The organism is Huaxiibacter chinensis (assembly GCF_022171985.1).
Taxonomy (GTDB): domain Bacteria; phylum Pseudomonadota; class Gammaproteobacteria; order Enterobacterales; family Enterobacteriaceae; genus Enterobacter; species Enterobacter chinensis_A.
Map to the genome: position 1 here is coordinate 142,918 of NZ_JAJVHF010000003.1, position 19,834 is coordinate 162,751.

The 19,834-nt window shown below is 54.6% G+C and carries 19 protein-coding genes; 11 read left to right on the forward strand and 8 right to left on the reverse strand.

What is annotated here, in order from left to right; translation table 11 throughout:
• Window positions 1-73 precede the first annotated feature (73 nt).
• The 3 genes from znuA (at window position 74) to lpxM (ending at window position 3,442) form a co-directional block, all read left to right on the forward strand.
• The gene (gene znuA / locus LZP96_RS09430; RefSeq protein ID WP_064326507.1) at window positions 74-1,018 is read left to right on the forward strand and encodes a zinc ABC transporter substrate-binding protein ZnuA; all 945 of its coding nucleotides are present in this window, start codon (window positions 74-76) and stop codon (window positions 1,016-1,018) included.
• 15 nt (window positions 1,019-1,033) lie between these two features.
• Entirely contained in the window at window positions 1,034-2,353 is a 1,320-nt protein-coding gene (mepM, locus tag LZP96_RS09435; RefSeq protein ID WP_064326506.1) for a murein DD-endopeptidase MepM, read from the forward strand.
• A gap of 117 nt (window positions 2,354-2,470) precedes the next feature.
• Entirely contained in the window at window positions 2,471-3,442 is a 972-nt protein-coding gene (gene lpxM, locus LZP96_RS09440) for a lauroyl-Kdo(2)-lipid IV(A) myristoyltransferase (RefSeq protein ID WP_064326505.1), read from the forward strand.
• 48 nt (window positions 3,443-3,490) lie between these two features.
• Here the strand turns inward: lpxM and pyk are convergent, their stop codons facing one another.
• Together pyk and LZP96_RS09450 are read right to left on the reverse strand one after the other, a co-directional pair.
• Complete coding sequence (gene pyk, locus LZP96_RS09445) at window positions 3,491-4,933, reverse strand: pyruvate kinase (protein WP_064326504.1); 1,443 nt, start codon at window positions 4,931-4,933, stop codon at window positions 3,491-3,493.
• Between the two features lie 130 nt (window positions 4,934-5,063).
• A complete protein-coding gene (locus LZP96_RS09450) occupies window positions 5,064-5,909 on the reverse strand; it encodes a MurR/RpiR family transcriptional regulator (protein ID WP_064328154.1) in 846 nt (281 codons plus the stop codon).
• 357 nt (window positions 5,910-6,266) lie between these two features.
• On the opposite strand from LZP96_RS09450, the gene zwf reads away from it, so the two are divergent.
• From zwf to kdgA, 3 genes are all read left to right on the forward strand, one after another.
• Window positions 6,267-7,742: a glucose-6-phosphate dehydrogenase gene (zwf, locus tag LZP96_RS09455; RefSeq protein WP_064326503.1), complete on the forward strand. Its 1,476-nt coding sequence runs from the start codon at window positions 6,267-6,269 to the stop codon at window positions 7,740-7,742.
• A gap of 234 nt (window positions 7,743-7,976) precedes the next feature.
• Window positions 7,977-9,788 (forward strand): phosphogluconate dehydratase, encoded by a 1,812-nt coding sequence (edd, locus tag LZP96_RS09460; RefSeq protein WP_064326502.1) that lies wholly within the window; start codon window positions 7,977-7,979, stop codon window positions 9,786-9,788.
• A gap of 37 nt (window positions 9,789-9,825) precedes the next feature.
• The gene (gene kdgA, locus LZP96_RS09465; RefSeq protein WP_064326501.1) at window positions 9,826-10,467 is read left to right on the forward strand and encodes a bifunctional 4-hydroxy-2-oxoglutarate aldolase/2-dehydro-3-deoxy-phosphogluconate aldolase; all 642 of its coding nucleotides are present in this window, start codon (window positions 9,826-9,828) and stop codon (window positions 10,465-10,467) included.
• 35 nt (window positions 10,468-10,502) lie between these two features.
• Here the strand turns inward: kdgA and purT are convergent, their stop codons facing one another.
• Window positions 10,503-11,681, reverse strand: a complete 1,179-nt coding sequence (gene purT / locus LZP96_RS09470) for a formate-dependent phosphoribosylglycinamide formyltransferase (protein ID WP_064326500.1) — start codon at window positions 11,679-11,681, stop codon at window positions 10,503-10,505.
• A gap of 169 nt (window positions 11,682-11,850) precedes the next feature.
• Between purT and LZP96_RS09475 the strand changes: the two genes are divergently transcribed.
• Together LZP96_RS09475 and ptrB are read left to right on the forward strand one after the other, a co-directional pair.
• Window positions 11,851-12,501 (forward strand): tellurite resistance TerB family protein, encoded by a 651-nt coding sequence (locus tag LZP96_RS09475; protein ID WP_064326499.1) that lies wholly within the window; start codon window positions 11,851-11,853, stop codon window positions 12,499-12,501.
• A gap of 87 nt (window positions 12,502-12,588) precedes the next feature.
• Window positions 12,589-14,649: an oligopeptidase B gene (gene ptrB, locus LZP96_RS09480; RefSeq protein WP_064326498.1), complete on the forward strand. Its 2,061-nt coding sequence runs from the start codon at window positions 12,589-12,591 to the stop codon at window positions 14,647-14,649.
• Here the strand turns inward: ptrB and exoX are convergent.
• From exoX to LZP96_RS09495, 3 genes are all read right to left on the reverse strand, one after another.
• Window positions 14,646-15,308 (reverse strand): exodeoxyribonuclease X, encoded by a 663-nt coding sequence (gene exoX, locus LZP96_RS09485; RefSeq protein WP_064326497.1) that lies wholly within the window; start codon window positions 15,306-15,308, stop codon window positions 14,646-14,648. The genes ptrB and exoX overlap by 4 nt on opposite strands.
• A gap of 24 nt (window positions 15,309-15,332) precedes the next feature.
• Complete coding sequence (locus LZP96_RS09490; protein WP_064328153.1) at window positions 15,333-15,989, reverse strand: nitrilase-related carbon-nitrogen hydrolase; 657 nt, start codon at window positions 15,987-15,989, stop codon at window positions 15,333-15,335.
• Between the two features lie 109 nt (window positions 15,990-16,098).
• Window positions 16,099-16,329 carry a DNA polymerase III subunit theta gene (locus LZP96_RS09495; RefSeq protein WP_064326496.1) on the reverse strand — a complete coding sequence of 77 codons (231 nt, stop codon included), beginning with the start codon at window positions 16,327-16,329 and terminating at the stop codon, window positions 16,099-16,101.
• Between the two features lie 137 nt (window positions 16,330-16,466).
• On the opposite strand from LZP96_RS09495, the gene yobA reads away from it, so the two are divergent.
• Genes yobA through LZP96_RS09510 form a run of 3 tightly spaced genes read left to right on the forward strand, consistent with a single transcriptional unit; the run spans window position 16,467 to window position 18,068 of the window.
• Window positions 16,467-16,841 carry a CopC domain-containing protein YobA gene (gene yobA, locus LZP96_RS09500; protein ID WP_064326495.1) on the forward strand — a complete coding sequence of 125 codons (375 nt, stop codon included), beginning with the start codon at window positions 16,467-16,469 and terminating at the stop codon, window positions 16,839-16,841.
• 1 nt (window position 16,842) lies between these two features.
• The gene (gene copD, locus LZP96_RS09505) at window positions 16,843-17,715 is read left to right on the forward strand and encodes a copper homeostasis membrane protein CopD (RefSeq protein ID WP_064326494.1); all 873 of its coding nucleotides are present in this window, start codon (window positions 16,843-16,845) and stop codon (window positions 17,713-17,715) included.
• A gap of 14 nt (window positions 17,716-17,729) precedes the next feature.
• Window positions 17,730-18,068, forward strand: coding sequence for a YebY family protein (locus LZP96_RS09510; RefSeq protein WP_064326493.1), 339 nt, complete (start codon window positions 17,730-17,732; stop codon window positions 18,066-18,068).
• Window positions 18,069-18,389: 321 nt separating this feature from the next.
• Here the strand turns inward: LZP96_RS09510 and LZP96_RS09515 are convergent, their stop codons facing one another.
• Window positions 18,390-19,475 carry a tyrosine-type recombinase/integrase gene (locus LZP96_RS09515; protein WP_258925847.1) on the reverse strand — a complete coding sequence of 362 codons (1,086 nt, stop codon included), beginning with the start codon at window positions 19,473-19,475 and terminating at the stop codon, window positions 18,390-18,392.
• Window positions 19,444-19,716 (reverse strand): excisionase, encoded by a 273-nt coding sequence (locus LZP96_RS09520; protein WP_258925848.1) that lies wholly within the window; start codon window positions 19,714-19,716, stop codon window positions 19,444-19,446. Before LZP96_RS09520 ends, LZP96_RS09515 begins: the two co-directional genes overlap by 32 nt.
• Between the last annotated feature and the right edge of the window lie 118 nt (window positions 19,717-19,834).

A 19,834-nucleotide genomic window follows, 5' to 3' on the forward strand; every position in this document is an offset into this window, starting at 1 on the left:
ATTTATGCTTGCAGAAGTCATCGAATGTTATAATATCACATTCCACACATTCATTTCGATAATAAGTTGCATTATGTTACATAAAAATACGCTTCTTTTCGCAGCATTATCCGCTGCCCTTTGGGGTACAACAGCACAAGATGTTAACGCCGCCGTCGTCGCTTCGCTTAAGCCGCTGGGCTTTATTGCCTCGGCGATTGCTGATGGCGTGACAGAGACCGAAGTTCTGCTGCCTGATGGCGCGTCGGAGCATGATTATTCGTTGCGCCCGTCTGATGTAAAGCGCTTAAAAAACGCGGACTTAGCGGTATGGATTGGCCCTGAGATGGAAGCCTTCATGCAGAAGTCTGCAAATCAGCTTCCTGAGCAAAAAAAGGTGACAATTGCCGCCCTGCCAGGTGTGAAACCTCTGCTGATGAAAGGTGAAGAAGAGGACGAACATGAACACGGCCACGATCATGGTGCGGCTGAAAAAGGTGACGAGCATCACCATCACGGTGAATACAATATGCATCTGTGGCTCTCACCAGAGATAGCGCGGCTCTCGGCGGTTGCAATCCACGATAAATTAGTGGAACTTATGCCGCAAAGTCGAGCCAAACTTGACGCCAACCTGAAGGATTTTGAGGCACAATTAGCCCAAACCGATAAGCAGGTTGGTAACGAGCTGGCACCGCTGAAAGGTAAAGGGTACTTCGTTTTTCATGATGCTTACGGCTATTTCGAAAAACACTACGGTTTGACCCCGCTGGGGCATTTTACCGTCAACCCCGTCATTCAGCCCGGTGCGCAGCGCTTACATGAAATCAGAACACAGTTGGTTGAGCAAAAGGCGACATGCGTTTTTGCTGAGCCACAGTTCAGGCCAGCGGTCGTGGAAGCCGTGGCAAGGGGGACATCCGTGCGCATGGGAACCCTTGACCCGTTAGGTACCTCTATTCAGCTGAGTAAACAGAGCTATTCTCAGTTTCTCAGCCAATTAGCGAACCAATATTCGAGCTGCCTGAAAGGAGATTAACGAGGAAGTGGATACGTGCAACAGATAGCCCGCTCTGTCGCCCTGGCATTTAATAATCTGCCTCGACCCCATCGCGTTATGCTGGGGTCTCTTACAGTTCTCACCTTAGCGGTCGCCGTCTGGCGACCCTATGTTTACCACCCGAGTTCTGCCCCGATCATCAAAACCATTGAGCTGGAAAAGAGTGAAATTCGTTCCTTGTTGCCCGAGGCCAGTGAACCTATCGATCAGGCGGCCCAGGAAGATGAAGCTATCCCGCAGGATGAACTTGATGATAAAACAGCCAACGAAGCCGGTATTCATGAATATGTGGTTTCAACGGGCGATACCTTAAGCAGCGTGCTCAATCAGTACGGCATCGAGATGGGCGAAATCAGCCAGCTTGCGGCCTCTGATAAAGAACTGCGCAACCTTAAAATTGGTCAGCAACTCTCCTGGACGCTCACCGATGATGGCGATTTACAACGTCTGACCTGGGAAGTCTCCCGCCGGGAAACCCGCACCTACGATCGCGCCGGAAACGGCTTCAAGATGACCAGCGAGATGCAGCAGGGCGACTGGGTTAACAGCGTGCTGAAAGGTACCGTTGGTGGAAGCTTCGTTGCCAGTGCGCGTCAGGCCGGGCTAACGAGCGGTGAAATTAGCTCTGTGATTAAAGCCATGCAGTGGCAAATGGACTTCCGCAAGCTGAAAAAAGGCGATGAGTTCGCCGTCCTGATGTCCCGCGAAATGCTGGACGGTAAACGCGAGCAGAGCCAGTTGGTCGGTGTGCGTCTGCGTTCAGAAGGAAAGGATTACTACGCGATACGGGCTGAAGACGGTAAATTCTACGATCGTAGCGGTACGGGTCTGGCAAAAGGTTTCCTGCGTTTCCCAACGGCTAAACAGTTCCGTGTCTCCTCCAACTTTAATCCGCGTCGTCTGAACCCGGTGACAGGGCGTGTTGCGCCTCATCGTGGCGTTGATTTTGCGATGCCGCAGGGGACACCGGTGCTCTCGGTGGGTGACGGCGAAGTGGTGATGGCGAAACGCAGCGGAGCCGCAGGCTACTACGTTGCCGTGCGTCACGGGCGTACTTACACCACCCGCTATATGCACCTGCGTAAATTGCTGGTCAAACCTGGACAGAAAGTGAAACGCGGCGATCGCATTGCGCTCTCAGGCAACACCGGTCGTTCTACCGGGCCGCATCTGCATTATGAAGTGTGGATCAACCAGCAGGCGGTGAACCCGCTCACGGCGAAGCTGCCGCGCACAGAAGGGTTGACCGGTAAGGACAGAACGGACTACCTGGCGCAGGTCAAAGAGGTAATGCCGCAGCTGCGCTTCGACTAACCCCCGATGTTTTAAAGCCGGTGCAGCTCTTTGCGCCGGCTTTTTCTTTTGTGCGGAGCAATCAGCCTCGCTACACTATCTCATTATCTTTTTGCGTCACCAGACCCTGGAACCCGCATGGAAACCAAAAAAAACAACATTGAGTATATTCCTGAGTTTGAGAAATCTTTTCGCCATCCACGATACTGGGGCACCTGGCTGGGCGTGTACGCGTTTGCCGGAATCGCCTTGCTGCCGGCCTCGGTCCGCGATCCGGTATTGGGCAAGCTGGGCCGTCTGGCAGGGCGGTTAGGTAAAAGCGCCCGCCGCCGTGCGCAGATCAACCTTCTGTATTGCTTCCCGGAAAAAACCGACGCTGAGCGTGAAGCCATTATTGACGCGATGTTCACCACCGCCCCGCAGGCGATGGCGATGATGGGAGAGCTGGCGCTACGTGGGCCAGAGAAGCTGATGAGCCGCGTCGACTGGAAAGGGCGGGAAATCATCGATGAGATGCAGCGTAACGATGAAAAGGTTATTTTCCTGGTTCCTCATGGTTGGGGAGTCGATATCCCGGCGATGTTGATGGCATCGCAGGGGCAAAAAATGGCGGCAATGTTCCACAACCAGGGGAACAAAATTTTCGATTACACCTGGAACACCGTGCGTCGTCGCTTTGGCGGTCGTCTGCATGCGCGTAACGATGGTATTAAGCCGTTTATCAAATCTGTACGTCAGGGTTACTGGGGTTATTATCTTCCCGATCAGGACCATGGCGCCGAGCACAGTGAATTCGTGGATTTTTTTGCGACCTATAAAGCCACGCTTCCCGCGATTGGTCGTTTGATGAAGGTGTGCGATGCACGGGTGATACCGTTATTCCCGGTCTACGATGGAAAAACGCATCGTCTGACGATTGAGGTTCGCCCGCCGATGGATGACCTGATGACAGCGGATGATAATACCATCGCCCGTCGGATGAACGAAGAGGTTGAGATCCTGGTGGGGCCGCATAAAGAACAGTACACCTGGATTTTAAAGCTGCTCAAAACGCGCAAACCGGGTGAAAAAGAGCCTTATAAGCGGAAAGAGTTATTCCCGAAGAAATAAAAAATCCCCCGGTATGGGGGATTTTTATGTGCTTCACGAGTGGATGACTTACTCGACGGTCATCACACGCGTGGTATTGGTAGAGCCAATGGTACTCATTACGTCACCCTGGGTAACGATAACGATATCACCGGACACCAGATAACCCTTGTCGCGCAGCAGGTTAACCGCATCATTAGCCGCCGCAACGCCATCGTTAGCGCTGTCGAAGTGAACCGGGGTGACGCCGCGATAGAGGGCGGTCAGGTTCAGGGTACGTTCATGACGCGACATGGCGAAGATAGGCAGGCCGGAGCTGATGCGGGATGTCATCAGCGCGGTACGCCCCGATTCGGTCATGGTGATGATCGCAGTCACCCCCTTCAGATGGTTTGCCGCATACATCGCCGACATGGAAATCGCTTCTTCCACGTTGTCGAACTGAATGTCCAGACGGTGCTTAGAGACGTTGATGCTTGGGATCTTCTCAGCGCCCAGGCACACACGCGCCATTGCCGCCACGGTTTCTGCCGGATACTGACCCGCTGCGGTTTCAGCAGACAGCATTACGGCATCGGTGCCATCCAGCACGGCGTTGGCGACGTCCATCACTTCGGCGCGCGTTGGCATTGGGTTAGTGATCATCGATTCCATCATCTGGGTCGCGGTAATCACCGAGCGGTTAAGCTGACGTGCGCGACGAATCAGCGCCTTCTGGATACCCACCAGTTCCGGGTCGCCGATTTCCACGCCCAGGTCGCCACGGGCAACCATCACGACGTCTGACGCCAGAATCACATCATCCATCGCATCCTGGCTGCACACTGCTTCTGCACGTTCCACTTTTGCCACGATTTTTGCATCGCAACCCGCATCACGCGCCAGACGGCGAGCATAATTCAGATCTTCGCCGCAGCGCGGGAAGGAGACGGCCAGATAGTCCACGCCAATTTGCGCCGCGGTAATGATGTCCGCTTTGTCTTTTTCGGTAAGCGCTTCCGCAGAGAGGCCACCGCCCAGTTTGTTGATGCCTTTGTTGTTGGAAAGAGGGCCACCGACGGTCACTTCGGTGAAGACCTGCATGCCCTGAACGTCCAGCACTTTTAACTGCACGCGCCCATCGTCGAGCAGCAGAATATCGCCAGGCACCACGTCAGCCGGGAGGCCTTTATAGTCGATACCGACGCGCTCTTTATCGCCTTCACCTTTACCCAGGTTGGCGTCGAGAAGGAATTTATCGCCGATGTTAAGGAAAACTTTGCCTTCTTTAAACGTCGAAACACGGATCTTCGGACCCTGAAGGTCGCCGAGGATGGCCACGTGACGCCCCAGTTTTGCCGCGATCTCACGGACCTTATCTGCACGTAATTTGTGATCTTCTGCGGTACCGTGAGAGAAGTTCATGCGCACTACGTTGGCGCCCGCAGCAATAATTTTCTCGAGATTATTATCGCGGTCTGTTGCCGGGCCTAAGGTAGTAACGATCTTGGTTCTGCGAAGCCTTCTGGACATGTAATACTCCGTTGACTGAAACAACTTTGGTGTTGCGTGAACATAAGATTCGGTGCTGTGTAAAACTTACCGAATACCGAAAAAAGTAACAACCTTGTTATATAAGATTAGGGACTACCACTCGTTCGAATCACTCTTTATCAAAACGCGATTCCTTGAGCGCTTCTTTGACCCGCTTCAAGTTATCTCTGAATTTCGCGCCGCGCCGGAGCGTAAATCCCGTTGCCAGCACGTCAACGACGGTGAGCTGAGCAAGACGGGAGACCATGGGCATATACATATCCGTGTCTTCCGGCACGTCCAGGGTAATAGCCAGGGTCGCCTCGCGCGAAAGCGGCGTACCCGCGGTGGTTAATGCGATGACCATGGCATCGTTTTCACGCGCCAGCTGCGCGAGTTCTACCAGGCTTTTGGTGCGCCCGGTATGCGAGATGAGCACAACCACGTCATCTTCGTTACAATTCATACAGCTCATGCGTTGCAGCACGATGTCGTCTGAATAAATAATCGGGACGTTAAAACGGAAAAACTTGTTCATGGCATCATGCGCCACCGCGGCCGAAGAACCTAGCCCAAAAAAGGCGATACGCTTAGCCTGCGTGAGCAGATCCACTGCGCGATTGACCGATGCCATATCCATCGACTGACGGACCTGGTCGAGCGTGGCCATCGCGGATTCGAAAATTTTTGCTGTGTAGGCCTCGACGCTGTCGTCTTCATCGACATGGCGATTTACATAAGGTGTCCCGTTTGCCAGACTTTGTGCCAGATGCAGTTTAAAATCGGGAAAACCCCGGGTATCCAGACTGCGGCAAAAACGGTTCACCGTGGGTTCGCTAACCCCGGACTCTTGCGCCAGCGCAGCGATGCTTGAATGAATAGCCTGAGCGGGGGAGGCAAGAATAACATCGGCCACTTTTCGCTCGGATTTGCTAAGGTGTTCCAGTTGAAACTGGATTTTTTCCAGCATGTTCATTATGACAAAACGCTCGCGGGTGGAAACGATTTCATAAATTGATGAAATCATAATTCGAATTAGCAAGAATATACCCCTGCGCCGTGGCATAAGGGTAATGAACGTGCAGAAATGTCGTTGTTTTTTTTCATTACTTGATCGCTGTCGGGTTTTGACGACAACCTGACTGAACAATGATTCGCCCGTTTCATGCCGACTGCCGAGCCTGCTGTCGAAAAAGGGCGCAATTTCGCGTTATCGCACGCGAGGTTAAGCGCTAATGGTTTCGGGAATGACGTAAAAGCAGTACAGTGCATTGTAATAAAATTACAACGATTCCTGGCACAAGCATCAGGATATCTAACTGAGGAGAATGACATGGCGGTAACGCAAACAGCCCAGGCATGTGACCTGGTCATTTTCGGCGCGAAAGGCGATCTTGCACGCCGTAAATTGCTGCCTTCCCTGTATCAACTGGAAAAAGCAGGCCAGCTCCATCCGGATACGCGTATCCTGGGCGTAGGGCGTGCTGACTGGGATAAAGACGCTTACACCCAGGTGGTGCGTGAAGCGCTTGAAACCTTCATGAAAGAGAAAATCGACGAGAGCCTGTGGGATTCCCTCAGTGGCCGTCTTGATTTCTGCAATCTCGACGTGAACGACGTTAAGGCGTTTACCCGTCTGGGCGATATGCTTGACCAGGAAAATCGCGTCACGATTAACTATTTTGCCATGCCGCCAGGCACCTTCGGCGCGATCTGTAAAGGCCTCGGCGAAGCGAAGCTGAACGCCAAGCCCGCGCGCGTCGTCATGGAAAAACCGCTCGGAAATTCGCTGGCGACCTCACGTGAAATCAACGATCAGGTGGGCGAATATTTCGAAGAGTGCCAGGTGTATCGTATTGACCACTACCTGGGCAAAGAGACCGTTCTGAACCTGCTGGCGCTGCGTTTTGCCAACTCGCTGTTTGCCAACAACTGGGATAACCGCACCATCGACCACGTTGAAATTACGGTGGCCGAAGAGGTGGGGATTGAAGGGCGCTGGGGTTATTTTGACCAGGCCGGTCAGATGCGCGACATGATCCAGAACCACCTGTTGCAAATCCTGTGCATGATTGCCATGTCTCCGCCGTCCGACCTCTCTGCTGACAACATTCGCGATGAAAAAGTGAAAGTGCTGAAATCGCTGCGCCGTATCGATCGCTCGAACGTGCGTGAAAAAACGGTCCGTGGTCAGTACACCTCTGGTTTTGCTCAGGGCAAAAAAGTCCCTGGCTATCTGGAAGAAGAGGGCGCGAACAAGTCCAGCAACACGGAGACCTTCGTTGCGATTCGCGTGGATATTGATAACTGGCGCTGGGCGGGGGTTCCGTTCTATCTGCGCACCGGCAAACGTCTGCCAACCAAATGTTCAGAGGTCGTGGTCTACTTTAAAAACCCGGAACTGAACCTGTTTAAAGAGTCCTGGCAGGAGCTGCCGCAGAACAAACTGACCATTCGTCTGCAGCCTGACGAAGGGGTGGATATTCAGGTGCTGAATAAGGTGCCGGGTCTGGACCATAAGCATAACCTGCAGACCACCAAGCTCGATCTGAGCTACTCCGAAACCTTCAATGAAACGCATCTGGCCGACGCCTATGAGCGCCTGCTGCTGGAAACCATGCGCGGCATTCAGGCGCTGTTCGTGCGTCGTGATGAGGTAGAGGAAGCCTGGAAATGGGTAGATTCAATCACTGAAGCCTGGGCGGCGGATCAGGATGCGCCAAAACCGTATCAGGCCGGCACCTGGGGGCCTGTCGCTTCCGTTGCGATGATCACCCGTGATGGCCGTTCCTGGAACGAGTTCGAGTAAGCCTGTCGGTAATCCAAACGGGTTATTTTACCGGTAACATGATCTGACACAGATTCTGGCCCACTTTTTAATCATTTAAGCTCCGTGTGGATTCACCCACGGAGCTTTTTTTATTACACTGGTGACAGTGATTTTGCCCCCTGGCTCCGGACTGCAAGCGTTTCAGCCGTGTTAATACTTACGACTTACCTTGTTAACATCCCGGATCCGGAGAGATAAATTTTAGGAGCCGCTATGAATCCAGTAATGTTACGGGTAACAAATCGTATTATCGAACGCTCTAAAAAGACACGCTCTGCCTACCTCGCACGCATCGAGCAGGCCAAAACGGATACAGTCCATCGTTCACAGCTGGCCTGTGGCAACCTGGCCCACGGTTTCGCCGCCTGTCAGCCAGACGATAAAGCGTCGCTGAAAAGCATGCTGCGTAACAATATTGCGATCATCACCTCTTATAACGACATGCTCTCGGCGCACCAGCCCTACGAGCACTATCCGGAAATTATTCGTAAAGCGCTGCACAGCGCCAATGCCGTCGGGCAGGTGGCTGGTGGCGTGCCGGCCATGTGCGACGGTGTGACGCAAGGGCAGGATGGCATGGAATTGTCCCTGCTGAGCCGCGAAGTCATCGCCATGTCCGCTGCGGTTGGCCTGTCGCACAATATGTTTGACGGTGCGTTGTACCTGGGCGTCTGCGATAAGATTGTCCCGGGGCTGGCCATGGCGGCGCTGTCGTTTGGTCACTTGCCTGCCATCTTTGTGCCGTCCGGTCCGATGGCGAGCGGCTTGCCGAACAAAGAAAAAGTCCGAATTCGTCAGCTCTATGCCGAAGGCAAGGCCGATCGCGCGGCACTGCTGGAAGCCGAAGCCGCGTCCTATCACGCGCCCGGCACCTGCACGTTTTACGGCACCGCCAACACCAACCAGATGGTGGTGGAATTTATGGGGATGCAGTTGCCTGGCTCGTCGTTCATTCAGCCTGATGCCCCTCTTCGCCAGGCGTTAACCGAGGCGGCAGCGCGTCAGGTGACCCGTCTGACGGGCAACGGCAACGAGTGGATGCCGCTGGGTAAAATGGTCGACGAAAAAGTGATCGTCAACGGGATTGTGGCGCTGCTGGCAACCGGTGGGTCAACTAACCACACCATGCACCTGGTGGCGATGGCGCGCGCGGCGGGTATTTTAATCAACTGGGATGATTTCTCGGAGATCTCCTCCGTGGTGCCCCTGATGGCGCGCCTTTATCCTAATGGTCCCGCTGATATTAACCACTTCCAGGCGGCGGGCGGGGTGCCTGTCTTGATCCGTGAACTGTTGAAAGGCGGATTACTGCACGAAGACGTGAATACTGTCGCAGGTCATGGCCTGCAGCGTTATACCCTTGAACCGTGGCTGAACAACGGCGAGCTGGACTGGCGCGAAGGGGCGCAGGATTCGCTGGATAAGCAGGTCATTGCCACCTTTGAACACCCGTTCTCTCACCATGGCGGTACCAAAGTGCTGAGCGGTAACCTGGGACGCGCGGTGATGAAAACCTCTGCCGTACCGGAAGAGAACCAGATTATCGAAGCCCCGGCCGTGGTATTTGAAAGCCAGCACGACGTTTTACCGGCCTTCGATGCGGGCTTGCTCGACAAGGATTGCGTCGTTGTGGTGCGCCATCAGGGGCCAAAAGCGAACGGCATGCCAGAATTACATAAACTTATGCCGCCACTTGGTGTATTATTGGACCGCCGTTTCAAAATTGCACTTGTTACCGATGGACGACTCTCCGGCGCATCGGGTAAAGTACCTTCTGCAATTCATGTGACCCCCGAAGCATACGATGGTGGGTTACTGGCAAAAGTCCGCGATGGAGACCTCATCCGCGTGAATGGCCAGACAGGTGAACTGACCCTGCTGGTGGATGAAGCAGAACTTGAATCCCGCAAGCCGCATATTCCTGACCTGAGCGCGTCGCGTGTGGGAACAGGACGCGAAATGTTCAGTGCGCTGCGTGAGAAACTCTCCGGGGCTGAACAGGGCGCAACCTGTATTACGTTTTAAGACGAAAGATTTATCGATCTGGCGAGAGAAAACTCTGATGAAAAACTGGAAAACAAGTGCAGAAGCAATCCTGACCACGGGTCCTGTAGTCCCGGTTATCGTGGTAAATAAGCTGGAACACGCGGTGCCGATGGCGAAAGCGTTAGTGGCCGGTGGCGTGCGTGTTCTGGAAGTAACGCTGCGTACTGCCTGTGCCATGGACGCGATACGCGCCATTGCGAAAGACGTGCCGGATGCCATTATTGGTGCAGGAACGGTGCTGAATCCTCAGCAGCTGGCGGAAGTGACTGAAGCAGGCGCGCAGTTCGCCATCAGCCCAGGCCTGACCGAGCCTCTGCTGAAAGCGGCAACGGAAGGGACTATCCCGCTGATCCCGGGCATCAGCACGGTTTCTGAACTGATGCTGGGTATGGACTACGGTCTGAAAGAGTTTAAATTCTTCCCGGCAGAAGCCAACGGCGGCACCAAAGCGCTGCAGGCCATCGCAGGGCCGTTCTCTCAGGTGCGTTTCTGCCCGACCGGCGGTATTTCTCCTGCCAACTACCGCGATTACCTGGCGCTGAAAAGCGTGCTGTGTATTGGTGGCTCCTGGCTGGTGCCGGCGGATGCGCTGGAAGCAGGCGACTGGGATCGCATCACTAAGCTGGCGCGTGAAGCTGTCGAAGGCGCGAAGCAGTAAAGCAGACGAAAAAACGGGCCATCTGGCCCGTTTTGTTATCCTTCCACCTTCACGCTTGCCGCGGCCATCTTCGCCCGTTCAATGGCATCTTCGACGTTATCGGCCATCGCTAATGCCACCCCTAAACGGCGCACGCCATCTATTTCAGGCTTACCAAACAAACGAATCTGCATACCCGCACCCAGCGCGCCATCCACGCGATCGAAGGTGACGTCCTGGCTGGTCAATTGCGGCAGGATCACCGCCGAGGCTGCCGGACCGTACTGACGAATGCCGCCTGTCGGCAACCCAAGGAACGCGCGCACGTGCAGGGCAAATTCCGACAGATCTTGTGAGATCAGCGTCACCATGCCGGTGTCATGCGGACGAGGGGAGACTTCACTGAAGACAACCTCATCACCGCAGACAAAGAGTTCCACGCCAAACAAGCCATATCCTCCCAGCGCCAGCACGACGTCGCGGGCGATCTCCTGGGCACGTTTTAACGCCAGGGCGCTCATCTGCTGCGGCTGCCAGGATTCGCGATAATCCCCGTCCTCCTGACGATGTCCAATCGGATCGCAGAAATGCACGCCATCGACGGCATTGACGGTCAGAAGCGTAATCTCGAAATCAAAGGCAACAACGCCCTCGACAATGACCCGTCCGGCTCCGGCACGTCCGCCACGTTGCGCGTAATCCCACGCGGTATCCAGGCTTTCGGCATCGCGGATAAAGCTCTGGCCTTTACCGGATGAGCTCATTACAGGCTTAATGATGCACGGGAACCCTATCTCGTCGACAGCGCGTAAAAACGCCGCTTTATCCTCCGCAAAACGATAGGCTGAGGTGGGGAGCGATAAGGTTTCGGCCGCCAGACGCCGAATACCTTCCCGGTTCATGGTCAGCTTCGCCGCCCGGGCGCAGGGGACCACGCGTTGTCCTTGCGCTTCCAGCGCCAGCAGGGTATCGGTGGCGATGGCTTCAATTTCCGGGACGACATAATCAGGCTTTTCCTGTTCGATAAGCGTACGCAAGGCATCCGCATCGAGCATATTGATAACGTGCGAGCGATGGGCGACGTGCATCGCAGGTGCGTTGGCATAACGATCAACGGCAATCACCTCGATACCCATTCGCTGGCATTCAATGGCCACTTCTTTGCCCAGCTCACCCGAACCCAGCAGCATCACACGCGTCGCGGACGGACGCAAAGCAGTTCCCAAACGAGTCATAAAATCCCCCTGAAAAAGTTGCGCGCAGTATAAACGAAAACGTTTGCGTCTGTCTTGCCTGCGGCGGAATTGTGGCCCAGGAATTTGCGCTTCTTTAGCGGGGGAAGACGTTTCCTGACACCTTCTCGCTTAGTCTGAACAATACATGCACCGTTTAGTGAGGAAATCTATGTCAGGCTGGATGAAACAATTGCAATCTGTGTTGGGGTCAAAAGGACCGGCATCGGGGGAGCAGGGGCTGAGCAAAATGCTGGTTCCGGGTGCTCTGGGCGGCCTTGCGGGGCTGCTGGTAGCGAATAAATCGTCGCGTAAACTGCTGACAAAATATGGCACAGGCGCGCTGCTGGCAGGCGGCGGGGCGGTAGCCGGAACGGTGTTATGGAATAAATACAAGGACAAGATCCGCGCTGCGCATCAGGGTGAGCCAGACTTCGGTCAGCAAAGCTCCGCGCTTGATGAACGTACGGAGCGACTCATTCTTGCGCTGGTGTTTGCCGCCAGAAGCGATGGCCATATTGATGACAGCGAACGTGCCGCCATTGAATCACAGTTGCGTGAAGCGGGAGTGGAAAATGAGGGACGGGCCCTTATCGCCCAGGCTATTGAGCAACCTCTCGATCCGCAACGGCTGGCTAATGGCGTAAAAAATGAAGAGGAAGCGCTGGAACTCTATTTTCTGAGTTGCGCGGCTATCGACATCGATCACTTTATGGAACGCAGCTATCTGCAGGGTCTGGGCGATGCCCTGAAGATCCCTCAGGACGTGCGCGAAGGGATCGAAAACGACATTAAACAGCAAAAACAGGCGTTACCGGGTTAAAAATTCCCACTGGCTATCACGTTTCGCTTGCATCATGCGTGTGTTTTGCCACCCTTATAGGGTGTAAAACGTAAAAGAATAACTGATATGCCTCCAAAAGCCCGACGCATTCCCAAAGCGATCGTCACCCATGGCGATACGCGCACAGACAACTACTACTGGCTGCGGGACGACTCTCGCTCGCAGCCAGAGGTTCTCGACTACCTGCATCAGGAAAACGACTATGGCCGACAGGTCATGGAAAGCCAGCAAGCGCTTCAGGATACATTGTTGAGCGAAATGATCGCGCGCGTTCCCCAGCGCGATATCTCCGCTCCCTGGACCAAAAACGGCTACCGCTATCGGCATATTTACGAGCCGGGACAGGAATATGCGATTTATCAGCGCCAATCCGTGCTCAGTGCCGAGTGGGATGAGTGGGAAACGCTGCTGGATGCTAACCAGCGCGCTGCGCACAGCGAGTTCTATACGCTGGGGGGCATGGCCGTCTCACCTGACAACACCATTATGGCGCTGGCCGAGGATTATCTCTCCCGTCGCCAGTACGGCCTGCGGTTTCGCAATCTGGAATCCGGAAACTGGTATCCAGAAATGCTGGATAACGTCTCGTCCGACTTTGTCTGGGGAAATGACTCCGAGACGGTCTACTACATCAAGAAACATGCCTCTACGCTGTTGCCCTACCAGGTGTGGCGGCATACGGTGGGCACCTCCGCGACGGATGACGAGCTGGTATATGAAGAAAAAGACGAGACGTTTTACGTCAGTCTTTCTAAAACAACCTCGCGACATTACGTGATGATCTACCTTGCCAGCGCGACCACCACCGAGGTTCTGCTGCTGGATGCCGAACTACCCGACGCCCAGCCGCTCTGCTTCCTGCCGCGGCGTAAAGATCATGAATACAGTCTGGATCATTTCCAGCATTCGTTTTATTTGCGTTCGAACCGTGAAGGTAAAAACTTCGGTCTTTACAAAACAAAAGTGCGCGATGAACGCAAATGGGAAGTGCTGATCCCGGCACGCGAAAACGTGATGCTGGAAGGATTTACCCTGTTCACTGACTGGCTGGTGGTTGAGGAGCGTCAGCGCGGCCTCACCAGCATCCGCCAGATCAACCGTAAAACCCGCGAAGTGACGGGCATCGCCTTTGACGATCCGGCCTACGTGACCTGGATTGGCTTTAACCCTGAGCCTGAGTCTTCACGCCTGCGTTACGGCTATTCATCGATGACCACCCCGGACACCCTGTTTGAACTCGATATGGATACCGGGCAGCGCCGGGTGTTGAAGCAGGCCGACGTAGCGGGATTCGACTCCAGCCTTTACCGCAGCGAGCACGTGTGGGTGAAGGCGCGGGACGGTGTGGAAGTGCCCGTGTCGCTGGTGTATCGCATCGACTGCTTCCGCCAGGGGACCAATCCGCTGCTGGTATATGGCTACGGCTCGTATGGCTCCAGTATGGATGCCGATTTTAGCAGCAGCCGACTCAGCCTGCTCGACAGGGGCTTTGTCTATGCTATTGCCCACATTCGCGGCGGCGGCGAGCTGGGACAGCACTGGTATGAAAACGGCAAATTCCTCAAGAAGAAAAATACCTTTAACGACTACCTCGACGTGTGTGATGCCCTGCTCGCGCAAGGCTATGGCGACCGGGGGCGTTGCTTTGGTATGGGAGGCAGCGCCGGGGGGATGCTGATGGGGGCGGTTATCAATGCCCGTCCTGACCTGTTCAAAGGTATCGTCGCGCAGGTTCCGTTTGTCGATGTGGTCACCACCATGCTGGATGAGTCCATTCCCCTTACCACCGGCGAGTTTGAAGAGTGGGGGAATCCGCAGGATGAAGTCTATTACCACTATATGCTGGAATACAGCCCGTACGATAACGTAGAGGCAAAAGCCTATCCGCACATGCTGGTAACGACCGGGTTACATGACTCCCAGGTGCAGTACTGGGAGCCGGCAAAATGGGTGGCCAAACTGCGGGAGCTAAAAACGGATGACAATCTACTTCTGCTCTGCACGGACATGGATTCGGGCCACGGCGGGAAGTCGGGCCGTTTCAAATCCTACGAAGGGGTAGCGCTGGAATATGCCTTCCTCATTGGCCTGGCGCAGGGCAGTTTGCCAGGTCCACAGGAGGATTAAGCCTCGTCCAGATAGTGGCGAAGCGTCAGGCGCAATTCGGGGCTCATTTTGTCGAGGTTATTGTATAACCAGCGTAAATATCCCGGGTCACGTTGCGCCACTTCCGAGACCGCTTTGCCACGATACTTACCAAAGGTAAAGGTGGTCAACAGCGCAGGGCGTCCGGTGATCGTCACCATATCGTCTGGCGTCCAGCCCGAGACATTCATGATATCGATAAGCAGTGCGGCGGTAATATAGCAGTCGTACAACGCGCGGTGGTGGTGCAACCCCTCAGGCGTTTTGACGCTGAGCTTGCGGGAGTTATACAACGCCATATTACTGTATTTGATCCCCGGCCATAAACGGCGCGCCAGCTTCATCGTACATATCCACTCGCCGGGCATCTCTGGCAGGACGCGACGGTCAAAGCTGGCGTTATGCGCTACATACCATGTGCTGCCGTAGTAGTGCGGAATAACGTCTTCAATCCAGGGTTTATCGGCCACCATGGATTCGGTGATCCGGTGAATCGCCATCGCCTGCGGACTGATTGGACGATCGGGACGAACCAGATGGCTCACAGGATTGACGATCTGTCCGTCGATAACGTCGACAGACGCGACTTCCACAATCCCGCCCTGAAGGTCGCAGGTTTCGGTATCGATGACGCGTAGCATTGCACACTCCTGGCCGTAAAAGGCTTAGCGTAAAGGAATGATATCCCCTTGCCAACCCCGCTGATCGAATGATCCGGTCAACAATAACTCCCCCTGGTCAGCACGGACGATAAGCTGCCCGCGTGCATCCCACAATGCGCTGCCGCTGCGGGCATTTGCCATAAGGACCGCAATGGCATAACGGTGGGCAAAACGCTGCATACGGCTAAGGGTAGCGGTCCAGCGGTTTTCCCCAACGGCCAGACAGCTGGTCATCAGGATGGCCTGCGGATCGAGGCCAGGGGCATCGTCGGGGTCGCCGAGCACGTTGACCTGTGATTTTCCCGGCACCGGACAGGCACGCCTGCCGAGAGGGGTGCAGACAGCGTGCGGCTGCCCGGGAATAAACAGCGCCAGCCCCTTTTGTCGTCCTGCTTCGGTATCCAGGGTGATTCCGGCGATGACCGTCATGTTACAGGCACTGGCTGCCTGGTTCAGCGGGTTCAGTTGCCGCTGAGTCGGCGGGCAGGGAAGCGAAAACGCATCGGCAGCGGCACCCGTTAAAGAGAGTTCAGGAAAGACAAGCAAATCGCAGCGCAGGTCAGCCGCCGCAGAGATAAAATGAAGATGATGATTGACGTGTTCGCCAATACAGTGGTGCCGGGAGGCATACTGAGCGGCGGCAATATTCCATTGGGACATCGTGACTTCCTTATACACTTCGTCGCAGGGATTAATAATACCCATGAATGATTCAGGGGTTTCTTATCCTGCCACAACCGGTGTAAGGAAGTGTAGCGTCACATTAAGGTTATTTAACTTTCGGTTCGTACGGTAAGCGTGACAAGTTGACGGACGTCAGCCGGTGGGCAATCAGGCGCTCGCGGAACCAGTCGCGGAGATGCGCGGGTTGTTCGCGTTCAACCACTTCCGCGACGATAGGCATATTATAACGTTCTTTAAAGGCCACCCCGGCGGCGGCAAGATCGACATTGACTTTGTCCATCTCATCCTGCGGGAGGTTTGCCAGATTGATGTTCATACGCTTCTCCTGTTTTATGCGGCGCTAACTTAGCGCGGTTGCGCCTCTTTAGCAAGGCATCGCCGGATGAGGCTCGACTCAGATATTATTGAAGGTTATTCTCTGTCATATAGACATAACAAAAAGGAATGATTGATATGATCTTTACCGCCTCACGAACGGCTGGCGCGCTCGCCGTACTCTTTTCTGTTTTCGCCGCCCCCTCTGCGCTGGCGCATGCCCATCTGAAACACCAATACCCGGCCGCCGACGCCGCGGTCGTGGCTGCCCCTCAGGCATTAACCCTGAATTTTTCAGAAGGCATTGAACCCAAATTCAGTGGCGTCACCGTCAGCGGAGACAAACAGCAGGTAGTGAGCCTGGGCAAAGCGAAGCGTGCCGAAAATGACGCGACGCAGCTGATCGTCCCCGTTGAACAGGCATTAACGCCCGGCACGTACACCGTTGAGTGGCACGTGGTTTCCGTTGACGGTCATAAAACGAAGGGCAGCTATCGCTTTAGCGTGAAATAATATGCTCGCGCTGATCTACGTGTGCCTGCGTTTCGTTCATTTTGCCGCGCTGATGGTGATTTTCGGCAATGCGCTTTACTGTGCGTGGCTGACCCCGTTTGCGCTTAAGCGTCTGATGACGCGTCGCTTTGCCTGGCAGCAAAAAATGGCCGTGGTGGTGAGTCTTCTTTCCGCCGTTGCCCTGCTGATGTTACAGGGCGGCTTAATGGGCGAGGGCTGGCGGGACGTTATCCGCCCGGATATCTGGCTTGCCGTTCTCGGGACGCAGTTTGGCAGCGTCTGGCTGTGGCAAATCCTGGTTGCGTTGCTTACCGCCTGCGCCGCCTGGATAGCGCCCGAACGAAATGCGCGACTTTTACTGGTGCTGGCGACAGGACAATTTCTGCTGATGTCGGGCGTCGGGCATGCCGCCATGCGGGACGGGCTCCCCGGAGCGTTGCAGCGTGTAAATCATGCGGTGCATTTACTGTGCGCCGCAACATGGATTGGGGGGCTGCTCCCGCTCCTGTTTTGCATGCGGCTGGCAAAAGGGCGCTGGAGTCCACCCGCAATCTATACCATGATGCGTTTCTCGCGGGTGGGGCACTATGCGGTTGCCGGCGTGATTTTGACCGGTATCATTAATTCACTGCTGATTCTGGGCGTTAACTGGCCCTGGCGGTCGGACTATGGACAACTGCTTTTGTTCAAATGTGCGCTGGTGGCGTTGATGGTGGTCATTGCGCTGGTAAATCGGTATTTTCTGGTACCACGCTTTCACCGTGAAAACGGTCGCGCGCAACACCTTTTTATCTGGATGACAAAGGCAGAGGTTGTTTCAGGGGCACTGGTGCTGGCAACCGTCAGCCTGTTCGCCACCTGGGAACCCTTCTAAAGGTTAAACATCGAATGAAAAAAACACTGCTCTCTCTCGTGCTGCTGGCCACGGCCAGCTCTGCATTTGCCGCTCCGCAGGTCATTACCGTCAGCCGCTTTGAAGTGGGTAAAGACAAGTGGGCATTTAACCGTGAAGAGGTGATGCTCACCTGTCGCCCGGGGCAAGCGCTCTATGTGATTAACCCCAGCACGCTGGTGCAATATCCGCTGAATGATATCGCCGAACAGCAGGTCGCCAGCGGCAAAAGCACTGGCCAGCCGCTCAGCGTGATTCAGGTAGATGACCCGCAAAATCCTGGGCAAAAAATGAGCCTTGCTCCGTTTATCGAACGGGCAGAAAAGCTCTGCTGAGGCTGTAACAGGCCATAAAAAAACCGCAGGCTTCTCTCTGGAGGCGTTGCGGTTTTTTTGTTTTGCGACGTATAAACGCTTTTTTTCCGACCACTTTGGCTGCGGACTGGAAAACCTGGCGACGTCATCTATTCTTAAGGTGTCAGGCGACTTCGCCTGCATTAATGCCAACTTTTAGCGCACGGCTCTCTCCCAAGAGCCATTTCCCTGGACCGAATACAGGAATCGTATTCGGTCTCTTTTTATCTATTTGTATTTTAAGGGTTTTTTCGGTCTCAACACGAATTCCCCCGAAAATTACTCGAACAATCCATATTCTGTCTAAACCATAACATACTCTGCACCGCGTGAGTCCAGGTATTTTTTCGTCATTGTTAAATTTTTGTGGCCCAGCAATCGCTGCGCAAAATCCTCTCCACGCTCCTTTTCATACAGCCTGCTCGCCAGACTTCTGATCTCATGGAACGGAGGTGGGTTAGGTCCGAATTTTAATCCGGTCGAATCCCTTATCTCTGCAAATGCCTGGGTGAGTCCGTCAGGAGTTAGCGGCCCCGGCTTTCTTCCCCCGCGGCGAACTGGCGAGTAAAGCATGAAGTCGGAAGGGTTATTCACCCGGCATCTGTCAATGACATCCTGCAACATAAGCCCGGCGACGTCCAGCCTCAAATCAAGCGGAAGCGCCAGTTTGTGACCTGTTTTCTCCTGAGTGACAAAGAGCCTCCCGTCTTTAACGTCACTAAACCTGAACAGAGAGACATCCTCCCGCCGCTGTCCGGTGACCAGTGCCAGATCGCATGCGTTTGGTGCCCAGTCAGAATGAGTTACCGCGGACTGACGGATGACGGTGAATTGTTCGAACAACAGGCGCTCTCGTTTAACTTTCGGCGTCGGCGTTCGCGTAGGTTCCGCCGGGTTCCTGTCCACATGTCCTTCCACGATCGCCTCCCTGAATATGTCCATTAAAACAGACCGCAGCCCCGAAGCCATGCTCTTTTTATCGCAGAGAATGTACGCTTCAAGAAATGAGGCGATGTCTTTTGTCGTGACGGAAGTGAGGGGTATTTTGCCGAACTCATCCTTTATGGTGGCGATCTGGTTTCGCCTGACCTTCATCGTGTTTGGTTTCAGCTCGCGACGCTCGAGAATTACCTCGTATCGCTCCAGCCATGCAGCCACTGTGAAAGTGGGCACGTCTTTTATGCGATCCAAAAGAGAAGAGGGAAGGTAATTCTGGTCGATGTAGTTGTTGGCCTCTATAGCCTGCGCGACAGCATCCTTGCGATCAATCCGGCCAAGCGATATCTCCTGCCCGGTGACCGGGTTGCGCCAGCTGTAAAGTCTGTCTCTTTTACGATAGGTCAGGTTACGGGGCAGATTAGCGTCGTAACGTACTGGCCTTTTCGCCATGAGTCAGTCTCTCCAGTAAGGTGCCGCCGGACGGCAGTTTAGTGTGTTTCGGTTTTACACGGAGGTTCTTCTTGCGCGGATCAACGTAGATCGCGTCAGGCAGAACTTTATATTCCTTTCCGTGCAGCTCCGGCGCAGGATAAATTCGCCCCTCCCGCGTCCAGCGACGCAGAGTAGAAAGAGAGGGTGGAGTCGTGTAGACCTCAGCAGCCCATTCCTGCAAGTTGAGAAGCTTAGCCATGAGAACTCCTTAGCCGCCAGGCATTATAAGCGAGGCCGCGTTGACGTGTTGATTAATCGAAATCAGGTTAAAAGAAGCCCGGCGCGGGGCCGGGCAAAAAGGGGGATAACGGAGTAGT

What these genes read in the sequence shown, in the direction of transcription:
- znuA (WP_064326507.1), top strand. Translation starts at nt 74, where the DNA reads ATGTTACATAAAAATACGCTTCTTTTCGCAGCATTATCCGCTGCCCTT.
- lpxM (WP_064326505.1), top strand. Translation starts at nt 2,471, where the DNA reads ATGGAAACCAAAAAAAACAACATTGAGTATATTCCTGAGTTTGAGAAA.
- pyk (WP_064326504.1), bottom strand. Translation starts at nt 4,933, where the DNA reads ATGTCCAGAAGGCTTCGCAGAACCAAGATCGTTACTACCTTAGGCCCG.
- LZP96_RS09450 (WP_064328154.1), bottom strand. Translation starts at nt 5,909, where the DNA reads ATGAACATGCTGGAAAAAATCCAGTTTCAACTGGAACACCTTAGCAAA.
- zwf (WP_064326503.1), top strand. Translation starts at nt 6,267, where the DNA reads ATGGCGGTAACGCAAACAGCCCAGGCATGTGACCTGGTCATTTTCGGC.
- edd (WP_064326502.1), top strand. Translation starts at nt 7,977, where the DNA reads ATGAATCCAGTAATGTTACGGGTAACAAATCGTATTATCGAACGCTCT.
- kdgA (WP_064326501.1), top strand. Translation starts at nt 9,826, where the DNA reads ATGAAAAACTGGAAAACAAGTGCAGAAGCAATCCTGACCACGGGTCCT.
- purT (WP_064326500.1), bottom strand. Translation starts at nt 11,681, where the DNA reads ATGACTCGTTTGGGAACTGCTTTGCGTCCGTCCGCGACGCGTGTGATG.
- LZP96_RS09475 (WP_064326499.1), top strand. Translation starts at nt 11,851, where the DNA reads ATGTCAGGCTGGATGAAACAATTGCAATCTGTGTTGGGGTCAAAAGGA.
- ptrB (WP_064326498.1), top strand. Translation starts at nt 12,589, where the DNA reads ATGCCTCCAAAAGCCCGACGCATTCCCAAAGCGATCGTCACCCATGGC.
- exoX (WP_064326497.1), bottom strand. Translation starts at nt 15,308, where the DNA reads ATGCTACGCGTCATCGATACCGAAACCTGCGACCTTCAGGGCGGGATT.
- LZP96_RS09490 (WP_064328153.1), bottom strand. Translation starts at nt 15,989, where the DNA reads ATGTCCCAATGGAATATTGCCGCCGCTCAGTATGCCTCCCGGCACCAC.
- LZP96_RS09495 (WP_064326496.1), bottom strand. Translation starts at nt 16,329, where the DNA reads ATGAACATCAATCTGGCAAACCTCCCGCAGGATGAGATGGACAAAGTC.
- yobA (WP_064326495.1), top strand. Translation starts at nt 16,467, where the DNA reads ATGATCTTTACCGCCTCACGAACGGCTGGCGCGCTCGCCGTACTCTTT.
- copD (WP_064326494.1), top strand. Translation starts at nt 16,843, where the DNA reads ATGCTCGCGCTGATCTACGTGTGCCTGCGTTTCGTTCATTTTGCCGCG.
- LZP96_RS09510 (WP_064326493.1), top strand. Translation starts at nt 17,730, where the DNA reads ATGAAAAAAACACTGCTCTCTCTCGTGCTGCTGGCCACGGCCAGCTCT.
- LZP96_RS09515 (WP_258925847.1), bottom strand. Translation starts at nt 19,475, where the DNA reads ATGGCGAAAAGGCCAGTACGTTACGACGCTAATCTGCCCCGTAACCTG.
- LZP96_RS09520 (WP_258925848.1), bottom strand. Translation starts at nt 19,716, where the DNA reads ATGGCTAAGCTTCTCAACTTGCAGGAATGGGCTGCTGAGGTCTACACG.